This window comes from Variovorax sp. RO1 (assembly GCF_002849325.1).
Taxonomy (GTDB): domain Bacteria; phylum Pseudomonadota; class Gammaproteobacteria; order Burkholderiales; family Burkholderiaceae_C; genus Variovorax.
The window spans coordinates 105,209-130,791 of record NZ_PKMT01000001.1 but is presented as its reverse complement, the minus strand read 5'-3'; the positions used below and the strand labels follow the sequence as shown (position 1 = coordinate 130,791).

The following is a 25,583-nucleotide window of genomic DNA, read 5'->3' as shown; positions in this document are numbered from 1 at the left end:
TGGACTTACCTTGGGTTTTGCGCCATGTCCACGATCTCTATGCGGCCTTCCTCAAGATCGACGCGGCTTCGCATCAGGAACTCGAGCGGCACGGGCTGCGCCCACAGCATGCCGCGGATCTGCAGGCCGATGCTGTTGTGGGACTCCAGGGCCGGGCCTTCCATGACGAGTTCGACTTCGAGTGTGCGGGACAAAATGCGCGGCTCGAACTGCAGGATTGCGTTCTTCAAAGCCTGTTCCATGCTGACACGCTGCACCGACGAGGTGAACTGGCCAGACAGCATAGGCAATCCGTAGTTGATGACGGAGCGCGCGGCATTCGGGTGCTGCTTGTCGTCCATCGAGAGGCCGTGCCCCGTGGCATTGAAGAGCCAGCCGAGGTCGCGCAGCACGGCCTGGCGCAGCGCCTGCTTGGTGAGCGTGCGCTTGTCGTCGCCCTCGCGCTTTTCGTCGGGCGCGTGGTCGACGAGGCGGTCGAGCAGCGAGGGCTGCAGCCGCTCCTGCGCGGTGAGTTCAGCCACCGCCGCTGCTTTCTTCACCGCCCTCGGCCGTGTCGGCGGCGGCGGGCGTGAAAAGGATTTCGCGCACGTCCATCAGCGCGTACTCGCCGGCATCGCTGCCGAGCACACGCTGGCCGTAGCCGGCCCAGACCTCGGGGCGCAGCTCGCGCCACTCGGTCTTGCGCGCCAGGCGCAGCTCGCCGTCGTCCTGCGCCTCGGTGCCTTCGTAGCGCGTGGGAATGAGTGCCAGCGTTTCGCCGCCGTTCTCGAACTGCAGGTGCGCGGGCATCCAGACGCAGTCGCGCAGGTCTTCGGGCGGCTCGATCTTGATGTGCGCAAGCCGCGCATACGGAATCCAGTAGTACTTGCCGTTGACGAAGGCCTCGAGCACCGGACCCAGGCGCATGTCGGCGTCGGCCAGCCATTCGAAGGGCGCGCCGTCGATGGTGCCGGCGATGGCGGGTGCGCCGTCGAAGGCACGCTGGCGCAGGTCTTCGGCCAGCTCGCTCTCGCCGCGGCCTTGCCGCAGCAGCGATTCGATGAGCAGTGCCAGCCATTCGTCGGGCTGGCCGAAGATCATCGGCGTGCGCGTGCCGGCGAACACCTCGGCGCGCAGGCCTTCGCAGCGCACGGCCTCGCCGTACACCTGCTTCATGGGCACGGCGAGCGCGTCGAGTTCGGCCGCCACGGTGAGCTGGTTGAGCGCGCGCTCCCACTGCCCGAGCACGCACAGCAACTGCGCCATGAAGACGCGGTGCTTGGCGTCGGAGGGCTTGGCGCGCACGTCGTCGCTCAGGGCCTTGAGCGCGGCGGCCGGGTCGGCGGCCTTGAGGAAATCTGCAGCGGTCGTCGTCATGGCGTAGTGCTCCTGGAGGCGTTCGGATTCAGATTTCGGTTCACGTCCGGGTGAACTGGCATTCGCGCACCGCGCCGCGCGCGCCGCTGGTCTTCTGCGGGGCCGACTTGATCTTCACCGTGCGGTAGCTGATGGAGACCAGCTCCGAGGGCACGCCCCAGTGGCCGCCGGAGTTGAGCACCAGCCGGCAGATGCGCGCGTTTTCCAGCGACATCTCGAAGGTCGATTGCGCCTCGGGCGATTGCGGGTCGCCGCCGGCCTTGTAGGCGCTGATGACGACCTTCAGGTCTTTTTCCTGCGCGCGCAGCAGGCTGGCGAGCGTGGCCGTGGCCGCGTCGCTGCGGCGTGCGACCACCAGGTTGTTGGGCACGACCTGGTTCTGCGCGGACGACTCGGGCACCTGCACCGACCAGTAGTAGCCGCCGATGTTCAGGCGCGCCTTGCCGTCGTCGAAGACGCGTTCGAGCTCACCCTCGACGGGCGAGCCCTTGCTCTCGATCATCATGACCAGGTCGGTCTCGGCCGAGCCGGTGCCGATCAGTTCGTAGAACTGCCGTGCGTCTTCGGGGCTCCAGGAGCCGTCTTCGAGAAATGCCATATCAACCTCCGGATTCGGACAAAGAAAACAACTGAACCGGCACCGCGCGCGCCCGCCTCACGGCCGCGCCCCACCGTCTGCCGTGCCGACGCTGCTGCTGCTCCTGCGCAGCAAGGCCGCGAACACCTGGCGCTCGCCGCTGGCGGCCGGCGGCTGGCCGCCGCGCACGCGCACTTCCGACACATCGGCCTGCGCCGCGGTGGCCACGCCGAACAGACGCGGCGCGCTGTGGGGTGCGGCCGGCACCGCCATGACGAGCAGACGTGCCTCGCCGGCGGCATCGAGCCAGGGCAGATCGAAACGCTTGACCGCCGGCTGCTCGGGCGTGCCGCGCTTGAAGCGGTTGGTTTCGCCGGCCCCGTCGGGATACACCGCCTGCAGCGCGCCGCGCGCGTCGACGCCGGTGATGACGAGGTCGAGCGAACGGCCGCTGGTGTTGCGCACGTTCAGGCGCACACGCTCGCCAGTACGCAGTGCAGGCAGCACGCTCGCGGCCTCGGCGACCGGCACGCTGCGCAGCAGCCGGTCGCCGCTCCAGACTTCGAGCGCCGCATCGAAACCGTCGAGCTGGCCGCCCTTCGCATGGGCCTGCAACTGGGCCAGCCACTTGAGCTGCGCCAGGGCCTGGAGGCGGCGGCGCAGCGCGGCCACGTCGGGCACCACGACGGCCGAGGCGGCGGTGCCGAACACGGGCGCGAGCGCTTCGAGGCGATGGCCCGCGGGGCCGAGGTCGGTCCAGCGCACGTCGGCCGCTGCGGGGTCGTCGGCCAGGCGGATCGCGGCCGGGTAGTCGAGGCTCAGGCCGACGGGCAGCGGCTTGTCGGCGCGCACGCGCAGCGCCGTCGCGGCCGGCTCGGTGACCGGCGTGACGCTCCAGAACGCGCTGCCCGGCAGGTCTTTCAACGCCGCGGGCACGGCGAGCCACGCGCCGCCGAGCTTGATCTGCGCGATGGCGGCCGGTGCGCGGCGCACAGTGCCGTCGTCGAGCGTCGCGAGCACACGCACCTCCTGCTGCGCCGCCAGGCCGTCGAGCAGGCCGGCCTTGACGGCCAGGCTGTCGCCGCTGCGCTGCGCGCTCCACACAGGCCGCGTGGACGCGGGTGCGCCGCTGTTGGCAAACAGCGGCGCATCGAGGTTGCCCTCGGCCACGGGCGACGGCAGCTCGCGCGTGGGAAAGCGCTGCGCCAGCTCGTCGATGACCGGCGGGTACAGCGCGAGCACGCCGTCGAACAGGTCGCGCCAGGTGGCGGGCTTGCGCGCCAGCGACTCGACCACGGCCCAGGTCAGCAGGCCCTGCGGCCGGGCGCTGCGCGCCTTGCGCGGCAGGCGCAGCTCGGGCGTGATCTGGTGGCTTTCGGACGCGAACAGCGCCACGTAGCGGGCGCGCGGCACGGCATCGGTCGCAGCCGGCGGAGCAGCAAGAGACCGTGCGGGCGACGCACCGCCCGTGAGCTGCGTCGTGCGCAGGCCGCGCCAGCGCACCTCGTCGTCGGCCGGGCCTTCGGCGGTCGCGGGCGCATCGCCCGTGCCGCGCGTCATGGAGTTGGCGGAGCAGGTGTCGAACACCGAGGCGACGAACACGTTCTTCGCGAGGAAGGCCTGGATCCAGGCGTCGAAGTCGACGTCGCGCAGATCACCGCTGAGTGCGGCGTCGGTGCCGAGCGTGCCGCGCACGTCACGCGCGAGGAAGTTCTCGGACAACCCGTCGGGCTCCTGGTAGCGCTTGGCCACGTCGCGCAGGCGCGTGCCGTGGCCGGAGAAATACAGCAGCACGAAGTCGCCGCTGGCCGACTGCGCGAGCAGTCGCGCCAGCGCTTCGTGGATGGCCTGCGATTCGGGCAGCGCCGCGCCGGGCACACCGTCGGCGAGCACGGCGATGTCGGGCACGGTGAAGCCCTGCTTCAGCAAGGCATCGCGCATGAGCATCACGTCGTTGCGCGGCGCCTGCAGCCACAGGGCCTGCGGCTGGTTGACGAGTTCGGAGACGCCGACGAGCAAGGCGCGCTGGGTGGCGAAGGCGGTGCTGCCGCAGACGAGCAGCGCCAGCATCCACAGCACCTGCAAGCCGAGCACCCGCATCGCTCCTTCCCCCGCTGGGGGAGGGCTGGGATGGGGGCAGACAGAGCGCCCGATGGATGCGCCGCTTGCCCCCACCCCTGCCCTCCCCCAGCGGGGGAGGGAGAAAGACGGGGGCCGCGCGGCGCGTGTCATCGCTGCTCCGAAGCCGGCCCGGCTGATGCAACCAACGGCGACGCCGCAAGCACCGACAAACCGCCGACCGGATCGGCCACGCGCACGCGCCAGACGCCGTTCGGCCCTGGCCCGCCGACCACTTCCGCCGACATCGAGCGCAGCAGGCGATCGGCCTCGTCGATGCGCACGCCGTCCTTCCAGCGCACGACCAGATTCGCCTGCGCCGCGACAGGCGCCACAGGCACCGAGCGAAAGCGCACGTCGTCGTCTTCGGTGGTGCTCCGCCCGCCGATGAGCCCCACGTTCTGGATCACCGCGAACAGCGCCACCGCCGCAAACGCCGGGCGCGCCCAGCCTTCGGCACCGAACCAGCGGCGGATGCTTCCCCACCAGCCGTCCTCGGGCCGAGGCAGCGGCCGAGCGGGCGATGGCGACGGTGCGGCGGACGTTTCGTCCTGCGGTTGCGCCAGCGCGCGCCCCAGTTGCAAGCCCGCATCGCGGTACAGCGACTGGTAGTCGACACGCGGGTCTTGCGGCCCGAGCGGCGTGCCCGACAGCACCGAGAACGCACCGCCCACGGCGCGCAGCGCGATGCGCCCCGGCTCCGGTGCGATGGCAGAAGCGGCGTGCGCGGCCCATTCGTCGTGCACCGCGCGGATCGCGGCGAGCCGCGTGGCCGACACCTCGCCGAGCACGCGCGCGGCCAGCTGCGGGCTGGGTTCGAGCGTGAGCACGTTCCAGGCCTGGATCACGCCGAACATCGGCTCGAAGGGCTCGTCGTCGGGCTCGAGCAGCACGTCGAAGTCGGAGGCCCAGTCGGGCTCGCCGGCGGCCATCCAGCCCTGCCAGAGGTCGCCGTGGATGCAGCGGTCGAGCAGCACGCCGAGCAGGCGCCCGTCGTGCACCACGCTCACGAGGCGGCCCGGCGCCCAGCGCGCAGTGAAGGCGCGCCGGGCGACAGCCTCGCGGCGCCGGGCCAATTCGGTCAAGGGGAGCAGCAGGTCCGACACCACGGGCGTGCCTACGCTCGCGCCTGCGCTGCTGTGCGGCATCGCGACGGTGGCAACGCCCGGTGGGGCATCGCCCGGCGGCGCGCCGGTTTCGAACGCATGGCGGATCACGCTGAGCGGGGGCCAGAGGTCGGTGGTCATGGCGTCTGTTCCTGAATGGCTATGTCTTCAGACATAAGACGCTTCAGCCCCGAGGATTTTGAAAACCTGCAGGATCGCCGCCATGTTGTCGGCCTCGATGGCGATGCCCAGGGTCTGGCCGATCCAGCTGCCGATGCGCGTTTGCGCATAGCCGGCGCCCAGCCCTTCGCGCTTGTGCACGAGGCCCAGCCGGCCGGCGCGGTAGTGGTACGAGGCGATGGCGTGGCGCGAGGCGATGCCCGACAGCCCGCCCTCGGCCTCCTGCCCGAAGCCCTCGCACAGCAGGATGCGCTCGGGCTCGGGCAGCCCGGCAATGAAGGCGCGCGCCGCCAGCTGCACGGCCTGCGCGCTGAGGCCGTGCTCGGCCAGGCAGCCTTCGAGGTCTTCGCCCGGGCCGAGTTCGTCTTCGAGCTGGGCCTCGGTGATCTGGTCGCCGATGGAGACCTTGCGGCGAAACGCGCTGGCGCGCGTGCAGTCGATGAGGTAGCGGCGGAAGTACGCGCACAGGGCGAAGGCGGTGGAAGGTGCGCTGTGGCCGGCGCGCTCTTCCGACTCGTCGGGGTCGGCATCGAGCCGCAGCACCTTCACGTAGATGAACTGCGCCACCAGCTCCTGCCGCCCCTCGCCCAGCACCTGCAGCTCGGGCGGATTGCAGGCCACGAGCGCATCGCCCACGATGCGGTACATGGTGCCCATGTCGTCCGAGGACAACGTCTGCCGTCGCCGCCAGAGGCGGACGAGTTCAGAGCTTTCCGCGGACGAAAGGGTTTCCTGCATGAAGGGCCAAGGGGGTCGAGAAAAGTGAGGTCAGTCGTCGACGCAGACGCCTTCAGACGGAACGAGGCACTGCGGCAGGTTCGCACCCACCGGACCACCGCGCGTGCGGATCGCACCCGACACCGCGGCCTGCGCCACAGCCAGGCCGCGTGGCAGCAAGATCCACAGCTGCCCGCGCTCCTTCATGCGACGCGCGTTGGTGGCGGCCTGCTGGCCGTTGCCGAAGAAGTAGTCGGCCCGCACCGCGCCGCGGATGGCACCGCCGGTGTCCTGCGCGATGGTCAGGCGCTGCATGGGTGCGCCGCTGCCGGGCGTGCGTGTCGACACGAACACCGGGTAGCCCAGCGGCGTGCTGCGCGGATCGACCGCGATCGAACGGCCGGCCGACAGCGGCACGCCGAAGGCACCCACCGGACCGCCCGCGGGCGAGGTCGATTCCTTGAAGAACACGTAGCTCGGGTCCTTGATGCCGGAGCCGGCCACCGCACCGGCCGTGCGACGGCCCGGCACCACCACCGCGCCGCTGGCCGTGGGCCGTGCCAGCGTGAAGCCGCGCGTGCGGATCACGCTGTTGTCGATGGCGCCCGTGTCTTCGTCGTCGCCGTCGTCCAGCGTCAGCTCGAGCGAACCACCGCGCACCTTCACGGCGCTGCGCGGCTTGCCGTTGGCGGCCTGCGCGATGGTCGGGCGGAAGGGCTGGCCGTTCTGCTCGGCATAGGCCACGCGCACGATCTCGCCGCTGGGCAGCTTGATGCGGCCCGAACCCTGGATCTGCATCTCGTACAGCGCCGTGGCGCTGCTCACGAAGGCCAGCACCTTGGCGTTGGGCGCGCCCTTGGTCTCGATCTCTTCGCGCGTGTAGTACGGCAGCAGGCGCTTGCCGTCGATGCGCAGGCGCACCTTGCGGTCGAGCGTGTCGCGGGTGATGGCCGAGAGGTCGAGCGCGTACAGGCCGGGTGCGCCCATGTCGCGCGTGTTCAGGCCGGTCTGCACGATCACGTTGCGGCCTTCGACCTTCGCAGGCACCGTGCCGCTGCCGGCCGGGAGCTTGCGTGCATCGACGAACAGCATGTCCTCGGGCTGGCCGTAGACCGGGTAGATGAACGGCGCAACGTAGGTGCGGCTGCCCGCGATCTCGGGCTCGAAGTAGCCGGTGACCACGCCGTCGGGTTTGCGGTCGTCGTCGCGGATCTGGTACGCCGAGAACTCGCTCTCGAAGAAGCCGCGAATGGCCTGCGTGCTCTTGCCGTCGACCTTCAGCGCGCGCTCGCACACCTCTTTCCATTCGGCGCCGCGCCCGTTGAGCACCTTGCAGCTGCCCAGAAACGCCGGCCAGCTTTCCGAGAAGTCGTCGCGCGCCCAGCCCGGCACGGCGTCGAAGCCGACCGAGGTGTAGGTGGCGAGCTGGGTCGAGAAGGTGCGCGCCTGCCCGGCCACGCTGCCGCCGGTGGGGCGGGCCGGTGCGGTCGCAGAGTCGGTCGTGGCGGTCGGCGTGGCGGCCGTGCCCGTGGCGGACGGCGGCGTGTTGGCGCAGGCGGCCAGCAGTGCCAGCGCGACCACGGCGGCCGTTCGGCGAAGGGGAAGCGCGAAGTGCGGCGACGGTGACGTGTGCATGAAAGTCTCCTGGTCGGGTCGTGGAAAGGGGCCGAAAGCGGCCGACGCTCTACAGACGATTACTTCTCGACGATTTTGAAATTCGCGACGCCATAGACGTCGTTGCACGGCGTGGCGCCTGGCGCGCACACCGGTTTGCCCAGCAACGGCGTGGGCCCGGTGCCGCGTGTGGCTTCGAGCGCCGAGAGCACCGGCAGCGGGAACTGCGGAAACACGCCTTCGTTCTGCACGCCCGAGGCGCCGAAGTCGCGCTCGTGCTCGCTCACGAGCACCGCGAACTGGTTGGTGCCGGCCGGCCCGCCGGCGTCCATCGGCCAGGAGGCACGCGGCAGCGCGAGCGCGGCGTTGGCGGCGATCTTGTTGTACTTGTCGAGCAGGTTCGGGAACAGCAGGAACATCTCGCCGCCGCTGGACAGCAGGAACACGTAAACGAAACCGTCGCGCTTGCTGCGCACCTCGAAGGCCAGCTTGTCCTTGCCGATGGCGACTTCGGCTTTCTTCGGCGTGGCCGTGACCTCGAAGCCCGGGGCGGCGCCGGCGGCGAGGGATTGCAGGGATTCGACGGGGGTGCGTGGCTTCGGAGGGGGCGGGGGCGGGGGTGGAGGCGCCGGTGGGGCCTCGGCGACCTGGGTGGGGGTGTCGGGGGGTGGCGCGGGTGTGGCTGTTTGCGCCGTCTTGCCTGTATCGCCTTCGCCGCCCGAGCGGCCGAGGAACCACCATCCACCGCCTGCTGCGACGACCAGCACGGCGGCGGCGACGGCGCCGAGAACCGCCTTGTTGCTGCCGCTCTTGTTATTGGAGACAGGTGCCTTGGCAGCGATGGGCTTTGGCATGTGGGCCGTGCCGATCACGGTGGGTGCATCGGCACCCGACTGACTGCTTCGTGCACCCGACGGCGGCACGGTGCGCGGCGTGGGCGCGATGCTGTGGCCGACTTCGAGACCCAATGCCGCGCGCAACTCTGCCATCGACTGCGGTCGCGCCTCGGGTCGCACGCCCAAGCCCGCATCGATCGCTGCCAGCAGCCGGTCGCTGTAGCGCTGGCGCAGGATGTCATTGCCCGCGAGCGGCACGTAGCTGTCGGACAGCAGCCGCGCGACCGACGGCGGCGGCGCGCGGCCGCACACCGCGACGTGCATCACGGCGGCGAGCGCGTAGACGTCGGTCCATGCGCCCTGGGACATGTCCGGCATCTCGGCGTACTGCTCGATGGGCGCGTAGCCGGGCTTGAGGATGACGGTGATCGCCTGCGTCTTGTCGGTGATCACGCGGCGCGCAGCGCCGAAGTCGAGCACCACGGGGCGGCCGGAGCCTTCGAGCAGGATGATGTTGTCGGGGGCGATGTCGCGGTGGTAGCAGTTGGCGCTGTGCATCACGGCGAGGGCCTGGGTGACGCCGTCCATGATGCGGGTGAGCCAGGCTTCGTCGACGCCTGCCGGGATCGCTACGAGTGCCTCTCGCAAGGTGTCGCCCTTGTAGAAGGGCATGACCATGTAGGTGGTGCCCTTTTCTTGCCAGAAGCGGTAGACCTTGAGGAGGGATGGGTGGTCGAACTGGGCGAGGAGGCGGGCTTCGTTGATGAAGCTGCGCATGCCTAGGTCGAAGGTTTCTCTGTGTCTTTCTGACAAGGGGACTACGGTGCCGTCTTGCTGTCTTGTCGATAGCGACGTGGGCAGGTATTCCTTGATGGCTACTACGCGTTCTAGGGTGTGATCCCAGGCTTCGTAGACGACGCCGAAGCCGCCTTGGCCGACTACTCGGGTGACTTCGAATTCGGCGAGGCGGCTGCCTACGGGGAGGAGGCCTGCGTCGTGGGTTGCTGTTGCTGGGCTGGTGACTGGGGTGCCTGAGGCTGTGGTGAAGCCGCCGGCGGTGATGACGGTGGCGCCGCCTGTGTCAGCTTCGGTTGTGGGAGTGCGTGAGACGACTCGGGTGCGGTCGTCTTCGGGTGGAGGGGCGTTGTCGGTCATTGACCTGCTCCTGCTGGGTGAACGCCGTTTTTGGTTTGCTTTCCGGGGCCGGGTCTCGCCCCGGCGGGCGACCTACTTTTCTTTGCTTCGCCAAAGAAACGTAGGCAAAAGAAAGGCGACCCTGCTGTCTGCGTCCCTACGCTTCGCTTCGGGCAACCTGCGGTGCTCACGTTTCGCGGGGTCTCGCCCAAACTCGCTTCGCTCAAACAAGGGCGAGCCCTGATCCGCGAAACGCTGCGCTCCTCGGCGCATACAGAAGGGGTTTGGATACCAACGGGCCATCGCTGCGCTCGGCCAGTGGGCCGCAGCAGGCGCTTTGCGCCTGCTGCGGCGGGGATTGGTGGTGATGTTGGTTTTGACTTGCGTGCTGTCGCAGGCGCGGATGCAAACACGAGCACGGAATTCGGCTGCTGGAAACTCCGGGCCGAGCGAAGCGACGGCCCGAGGTCCCCCTCCCCTCTGTATGCGCCGAGGAGCGCAGCGTTTCGCGGATCAGGGCTCGCAGCTGTTTGAGCGCAGCGAGTTCTGCGAGACCCCGCGAAACGCGAGCACCGCAGGTTGCCCGTAGCGAAGCGAAGGGTCGCAGACAGTGGGGTCGCCTTTTCTTTGCTTACTTTCTTTTGGCGAAGCAAAAGAAAGTGAGTCGCCCGCCGGGGCGAGACCCGGCCTCGGAAAGCAAAAGAAAGCCCTGCCCTCATTCCCCACCCCCAAGAAACAAAGCGTCGAACTGCACATCCCGAGGCAACCCGGTAGCCAACATCCGAACCCCGCCCTCCACCCCAGGCGTCTCCATCCAAAGCGAGGCCCCTGCCAAAGGCAACTCAAGCGATCGGCCTTCAACAGAAGCGTCATCAGCAGAAGCCACAAACAAGCGCCCCAGCGCCGCATCAAACCGCAACGCATCCAAATCACTCTCAAGCCCTTCAAGCACAGCCAGCGTCCCCAACGCCCACCACCGAAGAGCAGCAGCAAGCGCCTCCCCACTCAGAACACCAGAAGCAACGCCCTCATCCAACTCAACAGCCAGAGTGAACGGAAAGTACCGCCCCACCCCATCGACCGAAGGCATCAACACCCCCATCCACCCCCGTTCCCCCACCACCTGCGCCCCCAGCGCAAAGCACCACACAGGCGCCTCCAGGTAGTGAGCAGTCCAATCCGCATGCCGATCCTTCAGCCTCGCCAGGCCGCGCTGCAACCACGGATCCCACACCGAGCGAAACGCCTCCGGCAACCGCCGATGCGCAAAGTCCCCCATCCCCGGCAGCTTGCCAAACCACCCCGGCAACTCAGAGGAAACGAAGAGAGAAGAAGAGGCCAAGCTCACAACCCCTCCGGACAAGAAAACTCCCGCAACTCCTTCAACCGAATCGGATGCTGCACGCTGTTCGTCGTCACCTCGAACCGCGTCTTCCGCGCCCCCACCTGGAACGTGATGAAAAACTTCTCCGGTGCATCCCCAGCTTCCAGCTGCCCGTCATCCAGCGTGCGGAACAAAGCCCAAGGCCCATCCATCGCCGACCCCGAACTCCCGGTGGTCGACGGCGGGCTCACTTGAACACGCACCTGATTGCTCCCCTTCGGCCCCGGCCACTGCACCGCCATCGGCACCACCGGCCCATGCGCGTACTTCACGAGCTGCCCGTCCACGTCGAGGATGAACTGCGTGATGCCCGCATCCATCTCCACCGGCTTGAAGTCGAGCCGCATCGACGGGCCGCGCCCGCCGCCGCGGAAGAAGATGTCCTTGATGCGCGCCGCGCGCTCGAACTGCGCCAGCGCCTGCGTGGTGACGGCGCCGCGCTCGGCCACGGGCTTGTAGCGCCACGGCCGGGTGCTGGTGTCGACCAGCGCGGCCAGACGCTTCTGGAAGAAGTCGTCCATCAGGCCACCGGCGCCGAACATCTGGCCGAAGTCTTCGGGCAGCACGTCGCGCTTGCTGCTTTGTACAAACGGGTAGCGGCCCGCGATGGCGCGGCTGCAGAACTCGGTCACGGGGCGCAGGTCCTGGCTCAGGTTGCCGCGCTCGGCCACCTGCGCCTGGGTGGCGCCGGTCTGGCTCAGGTTCTCGATCATGCTGCGCACCGGCTCGGGCAGACGGCCCGCGTCCGACTTGAGCTTGCCGGCCACGTCGCCGGGCGGCGGCGAGGTGCGGCCCTTCACGGCCGTGTCGACGGCGTTGAGGTACACGTACACCTCGTTGAAGAGCTTGAGCGCATCGTCGATCGGCGCGGGCTGGTTCGGGCCGCCCGCGGTGACGAGGCGGCGCAGCGATTCAAAGCGGTCGTCCACGATGCTCTCGATGCGCTTGCCCGGCGCCACCTGCTTGCCGGGGTCACTGCCGAACAGGTCTTCCAGACCCTTGCGCGTGTTGCGCACGGTCTCGGAGGCCTTGCTGACCACGTCCTTGTTGGCATCGGCCGCAGGAATCAGCGTGGTCTGCTTGACCACCGCACGCAAAAAATTCGCGAGCGGCGAATCGACGCCCGACAGGATGCGCGCGGTCTCGATGTTCTTCTCCAAGCCGCTGACGCGGATCAGCCGCACATCGGCCAGCAGCGCTTCCCACTGCTTGACGTACTCCTCCAGGTAGAGACGACGCACGCGGTCGGTGAGCGCGCCGAGCGCCGCGGCATCGCGCAAACGCTCGCTGGCGTTGCGATCCTGACCGAGCACCCACGGGTCTTCGGCGGCCAGCAGGCCGGTGAGCACCACGACCTCGTTCTGGAAGCGCTTGTGGTACCCGTCGTAGGTGAACATGCCCGGCACGCCTTCGCTCAGCGGCTTGCCGCTGATGCGCTCGAACACGAGCGGGCCCGACGGGCCGGTGGCCTGCGCGACGCTGAAGCCCGGGATGTCCTTGGTGGCACGCTGGCGCTTCAAGCGGCTGAACACGCGCTGCTCCAGCGGGTAGCTCGCGAGCACGGCACGCACGCTGCGCACCAGGTTCTCGTCCATCTTCAGCGGCGAGCGCGGCGGGCCTTGGGCGATGAGCACGTCGAGCTGGTCTTCGAGCGCCTTGCGCTGGTCTTCGGGAATGCCGCGATCGAGGTTGCGCGCCCAGTCGAGCGTGATCCAGGCCTTCAGCGCCTCGGGGTCGAAACGCTCGGGCTGGTAGAGCATCAAGTAGCTCTTCAGGGCCTCGTAAGTGAACTCGAGGTTGTCCTTCTGCGCGGTGCGCAGCTGGTCTTCGATGCGCTTGGCGATCTGCGGCAAAAAGGCGTCGTTGAGCGCGCGCTGGTGCGTGAGCATGGCGGCGGCGTCGAGCTTGTCGCCCTGGTACAGGCCCAGCGTCATCGACAGCGGCTCGTCGCCCTGGCGGTTGTCGGGCGTCTTCCAGATGTCGCGCAGGCCCTGCAGCACGGGCGCGACCTCGACCAGGTTCTGCACGCGCGTCGGCAGCGCGGCCAAGGTTTTCTGCGCGGGCTCGACGCGCGCCTCGACCGACTTCAGGTAGTTGTTGTTCTGCCAGGTGCTGTAGCCCCAGGCCGCGAGCAGGCCGACAGTGACCAGCGTCATCGCGGCCACGCCCGCCAGGCGCAGCGTGTTGCGGCGGCGCTCCAGCTTCACGTCGGCGCCCGCAAGGCGCTGCTCGGGGAACACCACCTCGCGCAGCAGCGCGGTGAGGAAGTAGCTGCGACCGCTCGACTTCTGCGGCGCGAGCAGGGCGCGCTCGATGCCGAAGCTGCGCGCCAGGCTGCCCATCACGCGGTCGATCGGGCTGCCCTCTTGCGTGCCGCTGGTGAAGTACACGCCGCGCACCCACGGCGGCTGCGCAAAACGCGAGCCGGTGAACACCTGCTCGAGCAGGTCGGACAGCAGCGGGCCGACCGAACCGAACTGCGCCGGAAAGCCGAAGATCGCCGCGCGGCGCGTGCCGTCGGTCTCGCGCTGCATGCGTGCGATGAGGCCGTCGTTGATGCGGTTGTGCAGCAGGCCGAACTCGCGGTGGAACGCGGCCGACAGGCCCTTCTCTTCAAGCTGCACGTTCTCGTCCGCCGGCAGCGTGAAGCCGAAGACCTGCGCGCGCTGCTCCTTGCCGAGGTCGTCGAAGTAATCGGTGAAGCCGTAGAGCAGGTCGCTCTTCGTCACAAGCACGTACACCGGCAGGCGCGTGGTGAGCTTGCTGTCGAGTTCGAGCAGCCGCGCGCGGATCGACGCCGCGAGCTGCGTGCGCGCCTCGGGGCCCTGGCTCAGCAGGTCGCCCACGCTCACGGTGAGGAACACGCCGTTGAGCGGCCGGCGCGGGCGCGCCTTCTTCAGCAGGCCGAGGAAGCCTTCCCATGCACTCTTGTCTTCCGACTGGTGGCTGTCCTGCGTGGTGTAGCGCCCGGCCGTGTCGATGAGCACGGCCTCGTCGGTGAACCACCAGTCGCAGTTGCGCGTGCCGCCCACGCCGCGGATCGCGCCGGGCCCGAACTTCTCGGCCAACGGAAAGCTCAGGCCCGAGTTGACGAGCGCCGTGGTCTTGCCCGCCCCCGGAGCGCCGATGAAGACGTACCACGGCAGGTCGTACAGATAGCTGCCGCCCGAGATCGACAGCCAGTCGCGCCAGCCCGGCTTCTTGCCGGCGGCGTGCAGGCGCATCTGTTTGAGCGTGGCGACGGCTTCGCTGAAGCGCGTGTCGAGGATCTTCTGTTCGCCGTCGACCGGTGCACCGGTCTTGGCGGCGGCCGGCGCCTTCATCAAGCCGTCGGTCAGGTGCTGACTGGCACGGCGCGCACGCCAGCGGCGGTACAGCGCGCGCAGCACGACGATGAGCACGATGACGCCGATGACGATGGCGCGCGTCATCTCGCCTTCGAGCGGCGCGAGCGAACCGATCTTCACCAGCGGGCCGATCCACCAGATCAGCAGTGCGACGACGATCAGCGCCAGCAGCGTCAGCAGCAGCGGGCTGAACAGGAACCCGAAGATTTTCTTGATCATTTCGTTGCTCCTGGAACGGGAGCAGCGGGTGCGGCAGCAGCAGCCACGCGCTCGGGTTCGGTCAGCAGCACGATGTCGACGCGACGGTTGCGCGCGCGGTTGACCGGCGTGTCATTAGCGGCCACCGGCTCGGCGTCGGCCTTGCCGTCGGAGCGCATGCGCGCGGGGTCGACCAGCGTGGTGAGCGCGCCCTTCACCGCATCGGCGCGTGCGGCCGACAGGTGCCAGTTCGACGGGTAGCGCAGCGAGCGGATCGGCTGGTTGTCGGAGTGGCCGGTGATGAGCACCTCGCCCTTCACCTCGGCCAGCGCCTGGCCGATGCGGCGCAGCACGGGCAGCGAGGCCGCCATCGGCTCGGCGCTGCCCGAGCCGAAGAACGAATCGCCACGCAGGCGCACCACGCTGCGGTCGGCCTCGTCGGTCACCGTGACCAGCCCCTGCTTGATCTCGGGTTCGAGAAAACGCGCGAGCCGCGGCGACTTGGCCGGCGCGGCGGGCGGTGCGATCTGGATGTTGGGCACACGCAGGCTCGACACGGCCGCATAGGTGGTGTCGGAGCGGTGATTGAGCGTGAGCCGCAGCCCGAACCACGCCAGCGCCAGCAGCAGCGCAAAGCCGGCCGCGAACACCCACAGCGGCAGCGACTCGCGCAGCCGCACCGTGCCCGCGCCCTGCCCGCGCCAGTGCGGCGACAGCTCGGGCTCGACGGCCGGACGGTCCTTGGCGATGAGGTCGGCCAGGCGCTGACGCACCGAGTCGAGCTGCGCACGGCCGTTGTCGACCACGCGGTAGCGGCCCTCGAAGCCGAGCGCGAGCACGCTGTAGATCAGCTCGAGCAACTGGCGGTGCGTGGGCACGTCTTGCGCGAGCTTGGCGAGCAGCTGGAACACCTTTTCGCCGCCCCAGGTCTCGTTGTGGAACTGCACCAGCAGGCTCTGCTTGTTCCAGCCGGCCTGCACGCCCCAGGGCGTGTTGGCCACGGCCTCGTCGAGCGCGGTGCACAGCACGTAGCGCGCGGCCAGCACCGACTCGTTGCCCACGCCCGCACGGCGCGCCGAGGCATCGAACTGGTTCACCGCGTCGGCGGTGGACGCGCGCAGCGCCGGCACGTTGGGCGGCTGCGCGAGGTTGCGCAGCTTGCCGATCAGCACCAGCAGCTTGCCCGCGGCCGACACCAGCGGATTGAGCAGGCCGATCTCGCCCACCTCGGCCACGGGCGTCGGATCGGCGCCGCCGAAGAACGGCGCAGGCGCAGCGGCCGGCGGCGTGCCGCCCGGCGTGCGCGGCTTGGGCTTGATGACCGTGCGCTCGGACTCGAAGGCGGCAAAGGGGTCGGGAGGGGTGCTCATGGTGATGTTCCGTTTCCGTCAGCCGGCGGCGGCTAGGAACGAATGGCCCAGAACGCGAGGTCGAGGCCGGGGAAATCGCCCGCGATGTGCATCGCGATGCCGCCCGATTGCTCGAGCTGGCGCCACAGGTCGCTGTTGCGCGTTTCGAGTTCGAAGTAGTTGGCGCCCGTGTGGAAGGGAATCTGGCGCGGCGCCACCGGCATCGGTGTCAGCGTGACGCCCGGCAGCGCGAGGTTCACGAGGTCGCGGATGCGCTCGACCGGCCCGATCTTCACCTGCGTGGGGAAGCGCGCGCGCAGCGCCTCGCTCGGCATGTTCGCGCTCACCGCGAGCACGAAAGTCGCCTTGCGCTGAAGCTCCACATCGGTCACCACCGCCACGCGCACGCCGTGCTTGCGGTCGTGCAGGTCGATGCGGATCGCCGACTGCTCGAACACCATCGACAGGCTGCGGCGCAGGTCGTCCATGACCGGACGGAAGCTCAGCGCCAGGTCGTCGTGGATGTAGGGCCCGAAGCGCGCCACGCGGCGCGTGTCGCGAAAACTCGCGAGGTCACCGGCCAGCCCGAGCGCGTGCTCGAAGAAATGCTGCGGGTGCAGCATCGCGCTCTTGGCCAGGTGCGCAAAGATGGCCTCGTTGCGGTTCACGGCCTGCAGCAGCATGAAGTCGGCGATCTCGGCCACGCCGCCCGTGCCCCCTTGGGTCATGCGCCCGGCCAGCGCCTCGCCGCGCTGGCGCAGCAGGCCCAGCAGCTCATCGAGCCAGGCACGGATCACCGCATGGCCGGCCACGTCGAGCAGCGGCGGCAGCATCGCGCGATCAAGCTGCACCTGGTTGTCGACCCGGCGCTCGACCACGCGGGCCACGCCCAGCGTGGCCCAGGCGTCGGTGGCTTCGCTGGCACGCATCAGGCGCGTGTGGAGCTGGCCCAGTTGCAGCATCGCGGTGCGCTCGCCGGCCGTGTTGGAGTCGGGCACGTCCGACTCCAGCACGCGGTGGCGCACCAGCTCTTCGTATTCTTCAGCGTCCGCTTCGCGCGCTCCGGCGCGGCGCAGCGGCAGCGCAAGCACCACGGCTTCGTCGCGCATGGACGCGGGAATGTCGATGGGCTCGGGCAACGGATCGACCGCCGGCATGTCGAACACCGTGCCATCGCCGAAGATGCCCACCGCCCGCACCAGCGCCAGCTTGCCCAGCGTGAGCGCCGCCGCGTCGATCTCGACTTCGGCGAATCCCCAGGCGTAGGGCGTGGTGGTGCGCAACAGCACATGCCGCGCATGATCGGCATGCCGCTCGCTTTGCTGCAGGTGCTGAGGCTGCAACAGCATCCCCTCGCTCCAGACCACTTTGGTTCGCCAACTCATCCGCACTCCGTCTACGGCAAGGGTGCCGGGAAGTAAGAAGAAACACGAAGTTTCCGGCGCGGGGGGCGGGAGGCAAATCCGCCTTAAGGCCTAGCTAATGGCCTAGGTGGCGGATGCGAGGTACGGCGAAGGGAGTAGACAGAAATTCGGAGAAAGCCAACCGGGTTGGCTTTCTCCGCGGTCTGGTCAGCCGCGAAGCGCGCGGGCCAGAGGCGTCCCGGCTTCGAGAACGCGCTCGTGGATCGACAGCGCGGCCTCTGGATTGGAGGCTGTGCTTTTCAGCGCATCCCGGGTTTCGTTGCCGCCGTCGCACGCCCCTGAATCAACGCCATCTCTACATTGGCGGCTTGCACCACCGCGATCTCCTCGTAGCCCTTGCGAATCTGTTGTCCCACGCGCAAGGCGTTGCCACCGATGCCGAACCCCACTGACACGATGAGAGAGAACACATTGATCACCCCACTCGCAGCCTCCGTTCCGATGGCGTCTTCTGCGAAGACGATGAGCGTCACCACGCCCAGAAAGCCCAGTCCCACCCACCACATGCGGTGGTAGAGAGCCCAAAAGGCCCCGAAGAAAAAAGCTGGCCAACTCCATCCGTCCTTGATGGCCTGCACACTGCCGAGGGGGTCCTTGAATATCTTGTAGGTCTTCATTGCATAACTGCCTTCCCGATAGAGATCGTTGTTGTCAGATGTGGGCTCTCGCCCCATCCTCTCTCCGGCGAGAAGCGGGCAACGTACAAAGCCGTTCGCAAGAACGCCTTCGACAGCAGCAGCCTTCACACGGAAAGAGGTCGCGCAGTGTGGAAGCCACCACGCGTTTGCATTGACAACAATGGTCGCCCGCCGCGACCTGTGTTCAGAAACCCGCGTAAAGCGAGCGATTTGTCATGGGCACGGCCTGCGCTGGCCGTGCCTCAGCGGGATGCGCTCGACGCCTTCAGCGCCTCCACCTGCGCCGCATACGCCTTCTCGATCCGCTGCAACCGCTGCTCGCGCGCCGCATCGTTGACCCACGCGGCCGACAGCGCCCGCTGCCGACCCAGCTGGTACTCGAGCTTGGCTTCCGGCAACAGCGCACTGTCGTCCGCCGCGACATACCCGTACGCTGCGCGCAGATCCTTCAACACTTCACGCTCGGCGTCCGCACGCGTCCCTTTGCCTTTGCCATAGCCGACCAGAAAGGCCTGCAGCTTCGCCTGGAACTCCGGCGGGTAATCGCGCCGCACCACCATCGGTGCGCCAGGCGGCGGCTCTGATTCCCAGATCACCTGCAGCCGCGCGGCCTCGACCGGGAACTGATCGCGGAAGCGCTCGAAGTCGGTGGTGTTGTTGGTGGCGACATCGGCGTCGCCATTCGCCACGGCCAGTGCGGTGGCCTGGTGCGTGCCGACGAACTCGCTGCGAAAGCGCGTTTCCATCTCGATCTGGTTCGGCAAAAAAAGCTGGCTCTGCGGCACGACGAAGCCGGTGACCGATCGGCTGTCGCCGCGTGCGAGCCGCCAGCGTTCGGGCTGGGCCAGCAGGCCTTCGAGCGTGTTGAGTGGCCCGACTTTGCGCGCGAGCAGCACGGCGCGGTGCTCGGGCATGCCGTCGCGCCGCGCGATCTGCGCCACCACCTTCATGCGCCGCTGCATGACGGCGTCGAGCGCCATCTTGGCGGAGAGAAAAGCCATGTCGATCTCGTCGCGGCCGATGGCACGGTCGAGCTCTTCGTACGACGGCACCGAGTACGCACTGACGGGCAGGCCCAGCGCGCGGCTCATGTCGGCCATGAGCGGTGTCCACAGCGCGCGCGACTCGACAGTGCCGCCCAGCGGCAGCACGCCGAAGCGCACTTCCTTGATCGCCGGCGTGCCCTTTGCGGAGGGCGCCGGCTGCGCGCCCGCCGGCCACGGCGCCATCAGCGACGACACGGCCAGCGCGAGCATGGTGCGGCGGTTCAAGGGCTCACATCCTTCAGCACGGCAAGCTGGTCGGCGTAGCCGTTCTCCAGCCGCTGCAGCCGCGCCTGCCGCGCCGCATCGTTGACCCACTGAGCGCTCTTCGCGTTCTGCAGCGCGAGCTGATAAGCCAGCTTGGCGGCGGGCAGCAGCGACGTGTTGTTGGCGGCGACAAAACCCGCGAGGTCGTGCAGCGACTTGAGCACCACGCGCTCGGCGTCGCCGCGCGGTCCCTTGCCGCGGCCGTAGGCGACCAGAAAAGCCTGCACGCGCAGACGCAGCTCGGGCGGGTATTCGCGGCGCACGACGATCTGCGCGTGCGGAATCAGCTCCGACTCCCACAGCACCTGCAGCCGCTGCGCCTCGGCCGGAAAACGCAGCTTGAAGCGCTCGAAATCGGCCGAGTTGTTGGTGGCCACGTCGGCCTCGTTGTTGGCCACGGCCAGTGCGTTGGCCTGGTGGGTGCCGACGGCCTCGCTGAGGAAGCGCGTCTCCATGACGATGTGGTTCGGCAAGAAGAACTGCAGCTGCGGCACGATGAAGCCCGACACCGACTGCCGCTCGCCGCGCGCGATGCGCCAGCGCTCGGGCTGGTCGATCAGTTCCTTCAAGGTGTTGAAGGGCGGCGCCTTGCGCGCGAGCAGCAGCCCGCGGTAGCCGGGCAGGCCGTCGTGCCGCACGACCTGGGCCACGACCTTCATGCGCTGCTGGGTGACGGCATCGAGCGCCATCTTTCCCGAGAGGAACGCCATGTCGACTTCGCCGCGCTGGATGGCCTGCTCCAGCGCTTCGTACGAATTGACCGAGAGCACGCTCACCGGCCGCTGGATGGCGCGGCTGAGTTCGGCCAGCAACGGGTCCCAGTCGCTGCGCGACTCGAAGGCACCGCCCAGCGGCAGGATGCCGAAGCGCACGGGCGCGTCCGCCGCCGGAGGGGCCTGCGCGGCCGCCAGCAGCGGCAACAGCCCCACGGCCAGGGCCAGGGCGGCACGGCGGCCGGTGTCGAGGAAATTGCCGAAACGACGCAAGAAGGCGTGCATGGGAGGAGCGGAAGACACGGGGCCCGCGGCGAGCCGGCGGGGTCTGACATGGGCGACGCGGACGCCATTACATCCCAAATGCGAGTCTTTCTCGTGATGTTTTTCCGGTCTTCCCTGTTCGAGGCCACGGCCCTAAGCTCGCCCCCCATGTGCTCAAGGCCTTCATGAACTGGAACTTCCGCCTCCTGCGCGGGCTGGCCCGCCTCACCTTCGCCCAGCAGTTGATCCTGCTGGCGCTGCTGCCGGCCACGGCCGCCACGCTGGTGGCCATTGCGGTGCTCACGCGCCAGCACCTGGGCAACCTGACCGAGCTGATGCGCGCCAACGCGCAGACCGTCGCCCTGCAGGTGGCCACGGTGGCGCAGGCGCCGCTGTCGCGCATGGACCGCCGCGCGCTGGCGCGCACCGCGCAGACAGGCACCTACCAGCCGCACGTGCAGCAGGTGCAGATCTGGACCGAAGACGGCGAGATCGTCGCCAACTCCGAAACCGTCGACCGCCGCCGCGGCGAGGGCCTGCAGGTGGTGGTGCCGATCGTCAGCGACGACGGCCGGCACACCGGCAAGGTGATGGTCGAGATCGGCCTCGATGCGGTGCGCAGCGCGCGCCGCGCGGTGTGGCTCAACGTGGCGCTGGTGCTGGCCGTGAGCCTGCTGGGCGTGGGGCTGGCGGGCTGGTGGGCGGCACGGCGCATCAGCGAGCCGATCCGCGCACTGGGCGAGGCGGTCGATCGGCTCGGCGCGGGCGAGGCCGCGAGCGTGGCCATCGAAGGCACCTCGGAGGTGCGCCACCTGCAGCACGGCTTCAACCAGGCGGCGCGCGCGCTCGCCGAGAGCCACCGGCTGCTGCAAAGCCGCATCAACGAGGCCACGGCCGAGCTGGCGCGCAAGAACCAGCTGCTCGAAGTGGCCAGCCAGGCCAAGACGCGGCTGCTGGCCGCCGCCAGCCACGACCTGCGCCAGCCGCTGCATGCGCTCACGCTGTTCTCCGACGGGCTGGCCAACGGCGAGACCGACCCGGTGAAACTGCAGCGCATCGGCCACATCCGCGAGTGCGTCGATTCACTCGACCGGCTGTTCTCGGAACTGCTCAACCTGTCGCAGCTCGACGCCGGCGTGCTGCAGCCGCAGTGGGCCGACTTTCCGCTCGACCGCCTGTTCGACGAGATCAGCCGCAACTTCCGCCCCGTGGCCGAGCAGCAGGGCCTGCGGCTGGTGGTGCGCAAGACCGAGCTGTGGGTGCGCTGCGACTACGTGATGCTCTCGCGCATCCTGAACAACCTGGTGTCGAACTCGCTGCGCCACACGGTCGAGGGCGGCGTGCTGATCGGTGCGCGCGCACGCGGCAAGGGCGTGCGCATCGACGTGGTCGACACCGGCGTGGGCATTGCCGCGCAGCACCAGGCGCGGGTGTTCGAAGAGTTCTACCAGGTCGAGCCGGCCAGCCGCAGCAACGTGCCCGGCGGCGCGCGCGGCATGGGCCTGGGGCTGGCCACGGTGCAGCGGCTGGCCGAGCTGCTGAACACGCGCGTCGAACTCAGCTCGCGCCTGCACAAGGGCACCTGCGTGCGCGTGCAGGTGCGCGCCGCGCCCGCTGCGCTGCCGGCGGCGGTGGCACCGACGCCCACGCTCGCCACAACCGTCGACGACAACAGCGACAGCCTCGCAGACCTGCGCATCCTCGTGATCGACGACGAGCGCACGATCCTCGAAGGCCTGAGCGTGGTGCTCGGCAACTGGGGCGCCACGGTGCTGGCCGCGCAGACGCGGGCCGAGGCGCTGGCGCTGGCCGACGGCTGGGACACGCCGCCCGACGTGGTGGTGAGCGACCTGCTGCTGCAGGGCGGCGACAACGGCCTCGATGTGATCGCCGCGCTCGAGCGCCACCCCAACGGCATCGGCCCCGGCACCGCGCGCCTGCTGGTGACCGGCGAGACCAAGCCCGACCGCCTGCGCGAGGTGGCCGCCGCCGGCATCGCCGTGCTCTACAAGCCGGTGTCGCCGCGCGTGCTGCGCCAGGCGATCCAGGCACAGCGCGCCGCCGCGCTGACGATGGCCGCAGGCCTCTGACAGAGGTACCTTCCCGGTAGGCGCCGGGTAGTGCGTCGGACATAGACCAAGCAGCCGCTGCGGTGTGATCTTCCTCACACGCGCAGGCCGTCGCGCATGCGGGCATAAGCCCTCCGCCTTATCGCGGGAAACAGGGCGCGTCCTTACATTGGACCATTGCCCCTCGCTGCACAAAGCAGTCCATGTCCGTCGCTGAGAACCTCCCCATTCCGCTTTTCTTCGGAAGAGTGCACCGCGCTGTCCACGCCCTGCTGGCCTGCGGCCTCGTGCTGTGCTTTGCCGCCGCGCCGCGCGTTGCATCGGCGGCCACGCTGACGGTGCTCGTCGGCGACGACCAGGCCGCGTCGGCGGAGTTCGTGCAGCAACTGCGCACTGACCAGTCGGCCGCCGGCAAATTCGAACTCGTGCGCATCGGGCCCGGCGCCACGGCTGCGGAGCCCGTCAGCACCGACACCGAGCCTGCGGCCAACACCGGCGTGCGCACGCGCAGCCTGCGCACCGCCGGCGATGCGGGCCTCACCGTCGCAGTGGGCACCGCCGCCGCGCGCGCCGCCCTCGAGCGTCCCAGTGCGGAGCCGCTGGTGCTCGCGATGCTGAGCCGGCTCGACTACGAGACCCTGAAGGCCGCCAGCCCGGCCGCCCTGCGGCGCGGCGACCGGCGCGTGGGCGTGCTGCTGCGCGACCCGGCCATGGCCGACCAGCTCGCGCTGGTGAACGCCGTGCTGCCGCAGAAGCGCCGCCTGGGCGTCATCGCGACGCCCGAATCCGAACCGCTGGTGCGCGAGCTGCAGCGCGCCGCGCAGAACGCCAACCCGCCCTGGGACCTGCAGGTCGAGATCGCGCCCGACGCCCGTTCGCTGGCCGCCGCGCTGCGCGCCCTCGTGCCGCGCAGCGATGCCCTCATGGTGCTGCCCGACCTGATCGGCGACAGCCAGGCCGCCACGCTCTCGGTGCTGCGTGCCGGCGCCAGCGCGGGCCTGCCGGTGTTCGGCGCCAGCGAGGGGCTGGTGCGCTCGGGCGGCCTGGCGGCGGCGGTCTCCACGCCCGGCCAGCTGGCCCAGCAGGCGCGCCAGCTCGGGCAGAAGATGGCCAGCGCCAGCGCCGCCGGCAACAGCGGTCCGCTGGTGGAGGCGGCCACGCCGGCCACCGTGCGCATCAACGCGACCGTGGCACGCGGGCTCGGCCTGCGTCCGCCGGAGGAACGGGAGCTCACCGAACGACTCGCAGCCCCGCGATGAGCACCACGCCGGTCCCCCCGAGCCCGCTGTCCCACCCGACGGCGGCGGGAGCGGCCACGGCGACCGAATCGTCACCGCCTCCCCCGCCACCGGCCACCACGTCGCTCGTCGTGCGCGGCAACCTGCAGCGCGACCTGTTCCGCCTGGGCGTCGTGCCCTGCGCGGCGGTGGCGCTGGCGCTCACCGGCTGGTTCACGCACAACCGGCTGCAGACGCTCGAAGCCGCCTTCGATGCCGAGGGCCAGGCGGTCGCCAGGCAGGTGGCGGCGATGTCCGACCTGAGCCTTTATGCGGGCGACCTGCCGGCGCTGCAGAACGTGGCCTCGGCGGCACTGCGCGGCGGACAGGTGACGCGCGTCGAAATCAGCAACAGCGCGGGCGTGTACGTCACGGCCGGGCCGAAGAACGAATCGCTCGCGCAGCTGCGCATGTTCAGCGCGCCCGTCACCTTGCGCGAAGCCTCGCGCGCCAGCGCCTTCGCGCCAGCCGGCTCCACCACCGCAGGCGACACGCCCATCGGGCTGGTGCAGACCTTCCGCGACACCACCGCCTACACGCACGAGCGCAGCCGCTCGCTCATCGCCGGCATCGGCATTGCGCTGGTCGCGTTGCTGGCGGCCTGGGCGTCGGTGCGCCACATGGCACGCACCGTGGCGCGGCCGCTGCGGCGCGTGTCGCGCACGGTGGCGGCGCTGGAGGCCGGGCACTTCGAGGTGCGCTGCGGCGTGGTCGAAGGCGGCACGCGCGGCACGCACGAGCTGGCCGTGCTCGCGCACGACATCGACCGCCTCGCCGAGCGCCTGCAATACAACCGCCAGGTCAGCGAAGAACGCGTGCGCAACGCCACCGCCGTCGCGCTGCAGCGCATGGCCGAGGCCGAGCAGGCCGCGCTGTCGCGCGCGCGCTTCCTGGCCGCCGCGAGCCACGACCTGCGCCAGCCGCTGCATGCCATGGGCCTCTTCATCGACGGCCTGCTGCCCAGCGCCACCGACGCGCAGCGCCCCGCCGTGCTGCGGCTGCAGGAGAGCACCGGCTTCATGGGCGTGCTGCTCGACGACCTGCTCGAAATTTCGCGGCTCGACGCGCAGGTGCTCACGCCCGCCATCACCCGCGTCTCGCTGGCCGCGCTGTTCGATCAGCTCGATGCGCAGCACGCCCCCGCCGCCAGTGCCGCGCAGGTACGGTTGCACTGGCGCGACCGCGGACTGGCGGTGCGCAGCGACGCGGCGATGGTGCAGCGCATCGTCGGCAACCTGGTGGCCAACGCGCTGCGCCACGCGCCCGAGGGCGGCACCGTGCTGGTGGCCGCGCGGCGCAGCCGGGCCGGCGTGCGCATCGAGGTGCGCGACAACGGCGTGGGCATCGCGCCCATCCACCAGGGCCGCATCTTCGAAGAGTTCTACCAGGTGGCCAACACCGAGCGCGACCGCCGCCGCGGCTTCGGTCTGGGCCTGGCGATCTGCGCGCGCATCGCCACGCTGCTCGGCACCCGCATCACCGTGCGCTCGGCATTGCAGGCCGGCAGCACCTTCGCGTTCACGCTGCCCCCTGCGCGCAAGGCCGACCTCGCGCCGCCCGAGCCCGCACCGGTCGCACTCGCGCCGCTCGCGGGCCTGCGCTGCCTCGTGGTGGACGACGACCCCGCCATCCTCGACGGCACGCACGCGCTGCTCACGCAATGGGGCTGCGAGGTCGAATGCGTCACCACCGGCGCCGAAGCGCTGGCGCGGCTGGGCACCGGCGACATCGTCTACGACGCCGTGCTGTGCGACCTGCAACTGGCCGGCGACGCCGACGGCGTGGAGGTGATCGATGCCGCCCGCCGCCTGCAGCCCGATGCGCTCGCCGTGCTGGTCTCGGGCGCCACCGGGCCCGAGGTGCTGCAGCGGCTGCGCCACGGCGGCGTGACGCTGTTGACCAAACCGGTGGCGCCAGCCAAGCTGCGCGCACTGCTCACCACGCGACGCCACGCGCCCGGCGCCTGAACCTG

Annotated in this window: 18 protein-coding genes; 3 read left to right on the top strand and 15 right to left on the bottom strand. The window is 69.7% G+C overall.

Going from position 1 to position 25,583, the window contains the following annotated elements; translation table 11 throughout:
- Window positions 1-5 precede the first annotated feature (5 nt).
- The 15 genes from tssE to phnD (CY658_RS00475) form a co-directional block, all read right to left on the bottom strand.
- On the bottom strand, window positions 6-521 hold the full coding sequence (tssE, locus tag CY658_RS00550) for a type VI secretion system baseplate subunit TssE (RefSeq protein WP_062481207.1): 516 nt from the start codon (window positions 519-521) through the stop codon (window positions 6-8).
- On the bottom strand, window positions 514-1,356 hold the full coding sequence (locus CY658_RS00545) for a type VI secretion system accessory protein TagJ (RefSeq protein WP_101488407.1): 843 nt from the start codon (window positions 1,354-1,356) through the stop codon (window positions 514-516). The genes tssE and CY658_RS00545 overlap by 8 nt, the downstream gene beginning before the upstream one ends.
- A 40-nt stretch (window positions 1,357-1,396) precedes the next feature.
- Complete coding sequence (locus tag CY658_RS00540; RefSeq protein ID WP_101488406.1) at window positions 1,397-1,954, bottom strand: type VI secretion system tube protein Hcp; 558 nt, start codon at window positions 1,952-1,954, stop codon at window positions 1,397-1,399.
- Between the two features lie 57 nt (window positions 1,955-2,011).
- The gene (locus CY658_RS00535) at window positions 2,012-4,033 is read right to left on the bottom strand and encodes a caspase family protein (RefSeq protein WP_257884588.1); all 2,022 of its coding nucleotides are present in this window, start codon (window positions 4,031-4,033) and stop codon (window positions 2,012-2,014) included.
- 128 nt (window positions 4,034-4,161) lie between these two features.
- Window positions 4,162-5,298: a hypothetical protein gene (locus CY658_RS00530; RefSeq protein ID WP_101488404.1), complete on the bottom strand. Its 1,137-nt coding sequence runs from the start codon at window positions 5,296-5,298 to the stop codon at window positions 4,162-4,164.
- Window positions 5,299-5,325: 27 nt separating this feature from the next.
- Window positions 5,326-5,985, bottom strand: coding sequence for a hypothetical protein (locus CY658_RS00525; protein WP_257884587.1), 660 nt, complete (start codon window positions 5,983-5,985; stop codon window positions 5,326-5,328).
- Between the two features lie 120 nt (window positions 5,986-6,105).
- Complete coding sequence (gene mltA / locus CY658_RS00520; protein ID WP_101488402.1) at window positions 6,106-7,689, bottom strand: murein transglycosylase A; 1,584 nt, start codon at window positions 7,687-7,689, stop codon at window positions 6,106-6,108.
- A gap of 59 nt (window positions 7,690-7,748) precedes the next feature.
- Window positions 7,749-9,659, bottom strand: a complete 1,911-nt coding sequence (locus CY658_RS00515) for a serine/threonine-protein kinase (protein ID WP_101488401.1) — start codon at window positions 9,657-9,659, stop codon at window positions 7,749-7,751.
- A 694-nt stretch (window positions 9,660-10,353) separates the two neighbouring features.
- A complete protein-coding gene (gene tagF / locus CY658_RS00505; protein ID WP_101488400.1) occupies window positions 10,354-10,986 on the bottom strand; it encodes a type VI secretion system-associated protein TagF in 633 nt (210 codons plus the stop codon).
- Window positions 10,983-14,588 carry a type VI secretion system membrane subunit TssM gene (tssM, locus tag CY658_RS00500; RefSeq protein ID WP_101488399.1) on the bottom strand — a complete coding sequence of 1,202 codons (3,606 nt, stop codon included), beginning with the start codon at window positions 14,586-14,588 and terminating at the stop codon, window positions 10,983-10,985. Before tssM ends, tagF begins: the two co-directional genes overlap by 4 nt.
- Window positions 14,585-15,937, bottom strand: coding sequence for a DotU family type VI secretion system protein (locus CY658_RS00495; protein WP_101488398.1), 1,353 nt, complete (start codon window positions 15,935-15,937; stop codon window positions 14,585-14,587). The genes tssM and CY658_RS00495 overlap by 4 nt, the downstream gene beginning before the upstream one ends.
- A gap of 32 nt (window positions 15,938-15,969) precedes the next feature.
- On the bottom strand, window positions 15,970-17,301 hold the full coding sequence (gene tssK, locus CY658_RS00490; RefSeq protein WP_062481388.1) for a type VI secretion system baseplate subunit TssK: 1,332 nt from the start codon (window positions 17,299-17,301) through the stop codon (window positions 15,970-15,972).
- 278 nt (window positions 17,302-17,579) lie between these two features.
- Window positions 17,580-17,957, bottom strand: a complete 378-nt coding sequence (locus tag CY658_RS00485; protein ID WP_180838812.1) for a DUF2628 domain-containing protein — start codon at window positions 17,955-17,957, stop codon at window positions 17,580-17,582.
- 263 nt (window positions 17,958-18,220) lie between these two features.
- Window positions 18,221-19,234 carry a phosphate/phosphite/phosphonate ABC transporter substrate-binding protein gene (gene phnD / locus CY658_RS00480; RefSeq protein WP_101490151.1) on the bottom strand — a complete coding sequence of 338 codons (1,014 nt, stop codon included), beginning with the start codon at window positions 19,232-19,234 and terminating at the stop codon, window positions 18,221-18,223.
- 11 nt (window positions 19,235-19,245) lie between these two features.
- On the bottom strand, window positions 19,246-20,286 hold the full coding sequence (gene phnD / locus CY658_RS00475) for a phosphate/phosphite/phosphonate ABC transporter substrate-binding protein (protein WP_101488396.1): 1,041 nt from the start codon (window positions 20,284-20,286) through the stop codon (window positions 19,246-19,248).
- 164 nt (window positions 20,287-20,450) lie between these two features.
- Here phnD (CY658_RS00475) and CY658_RS00470 point away from each other — a divergent pair, with 164 nt between their 5' ends.
- The 3 genes from CY658_RS00470 (at window position 20,451) to CY658_RS00460 (ending at window position 25,578) form a co-directional block, all read left to right on the top strand.
- Window positions 20,451-22,355 carry an ATP-binding response regulator gene (locus CY658_RS00470; protein ID WP_101490150.1) on the top strand — a complete coding sequence of 635 codons (1,905 nt, stop codon included), beginning with the start codon at window positions 20,451-20,453 and terminating at the stop codon, window positions 22,353-22,355.
- Window positions 22,356-22,582: 227 nt separating this feature from the next.
- Complete coding sequence (locus CY658_RS00465; RefSeq protein WP_257884586.1) at window positions 22,583-23,593, top strand: ABC transporter substrate binding protein; 1,011 nt, start codon at window positions 22,583-22,585, stop codon at window positions 23,591-23,593.
- Window positions 23,590-25,578, top strand: coding sequence for a hybrid sensor histidine kinase/response regulator (locus CY658_RS00460; RefSeq protein ID WP_257884585.1), 1,989 nt, complete (start codon window positions 23,590-23,592; stop codon window positions 25,576-25,578). The genes CY658_RS00465 and CY658_RS00460 overlap by 4 nt, the downstream gene beginning before the upstream one ends.
- Window positions 25,579-25,583 lie beyond the last annotated feature (5 nt).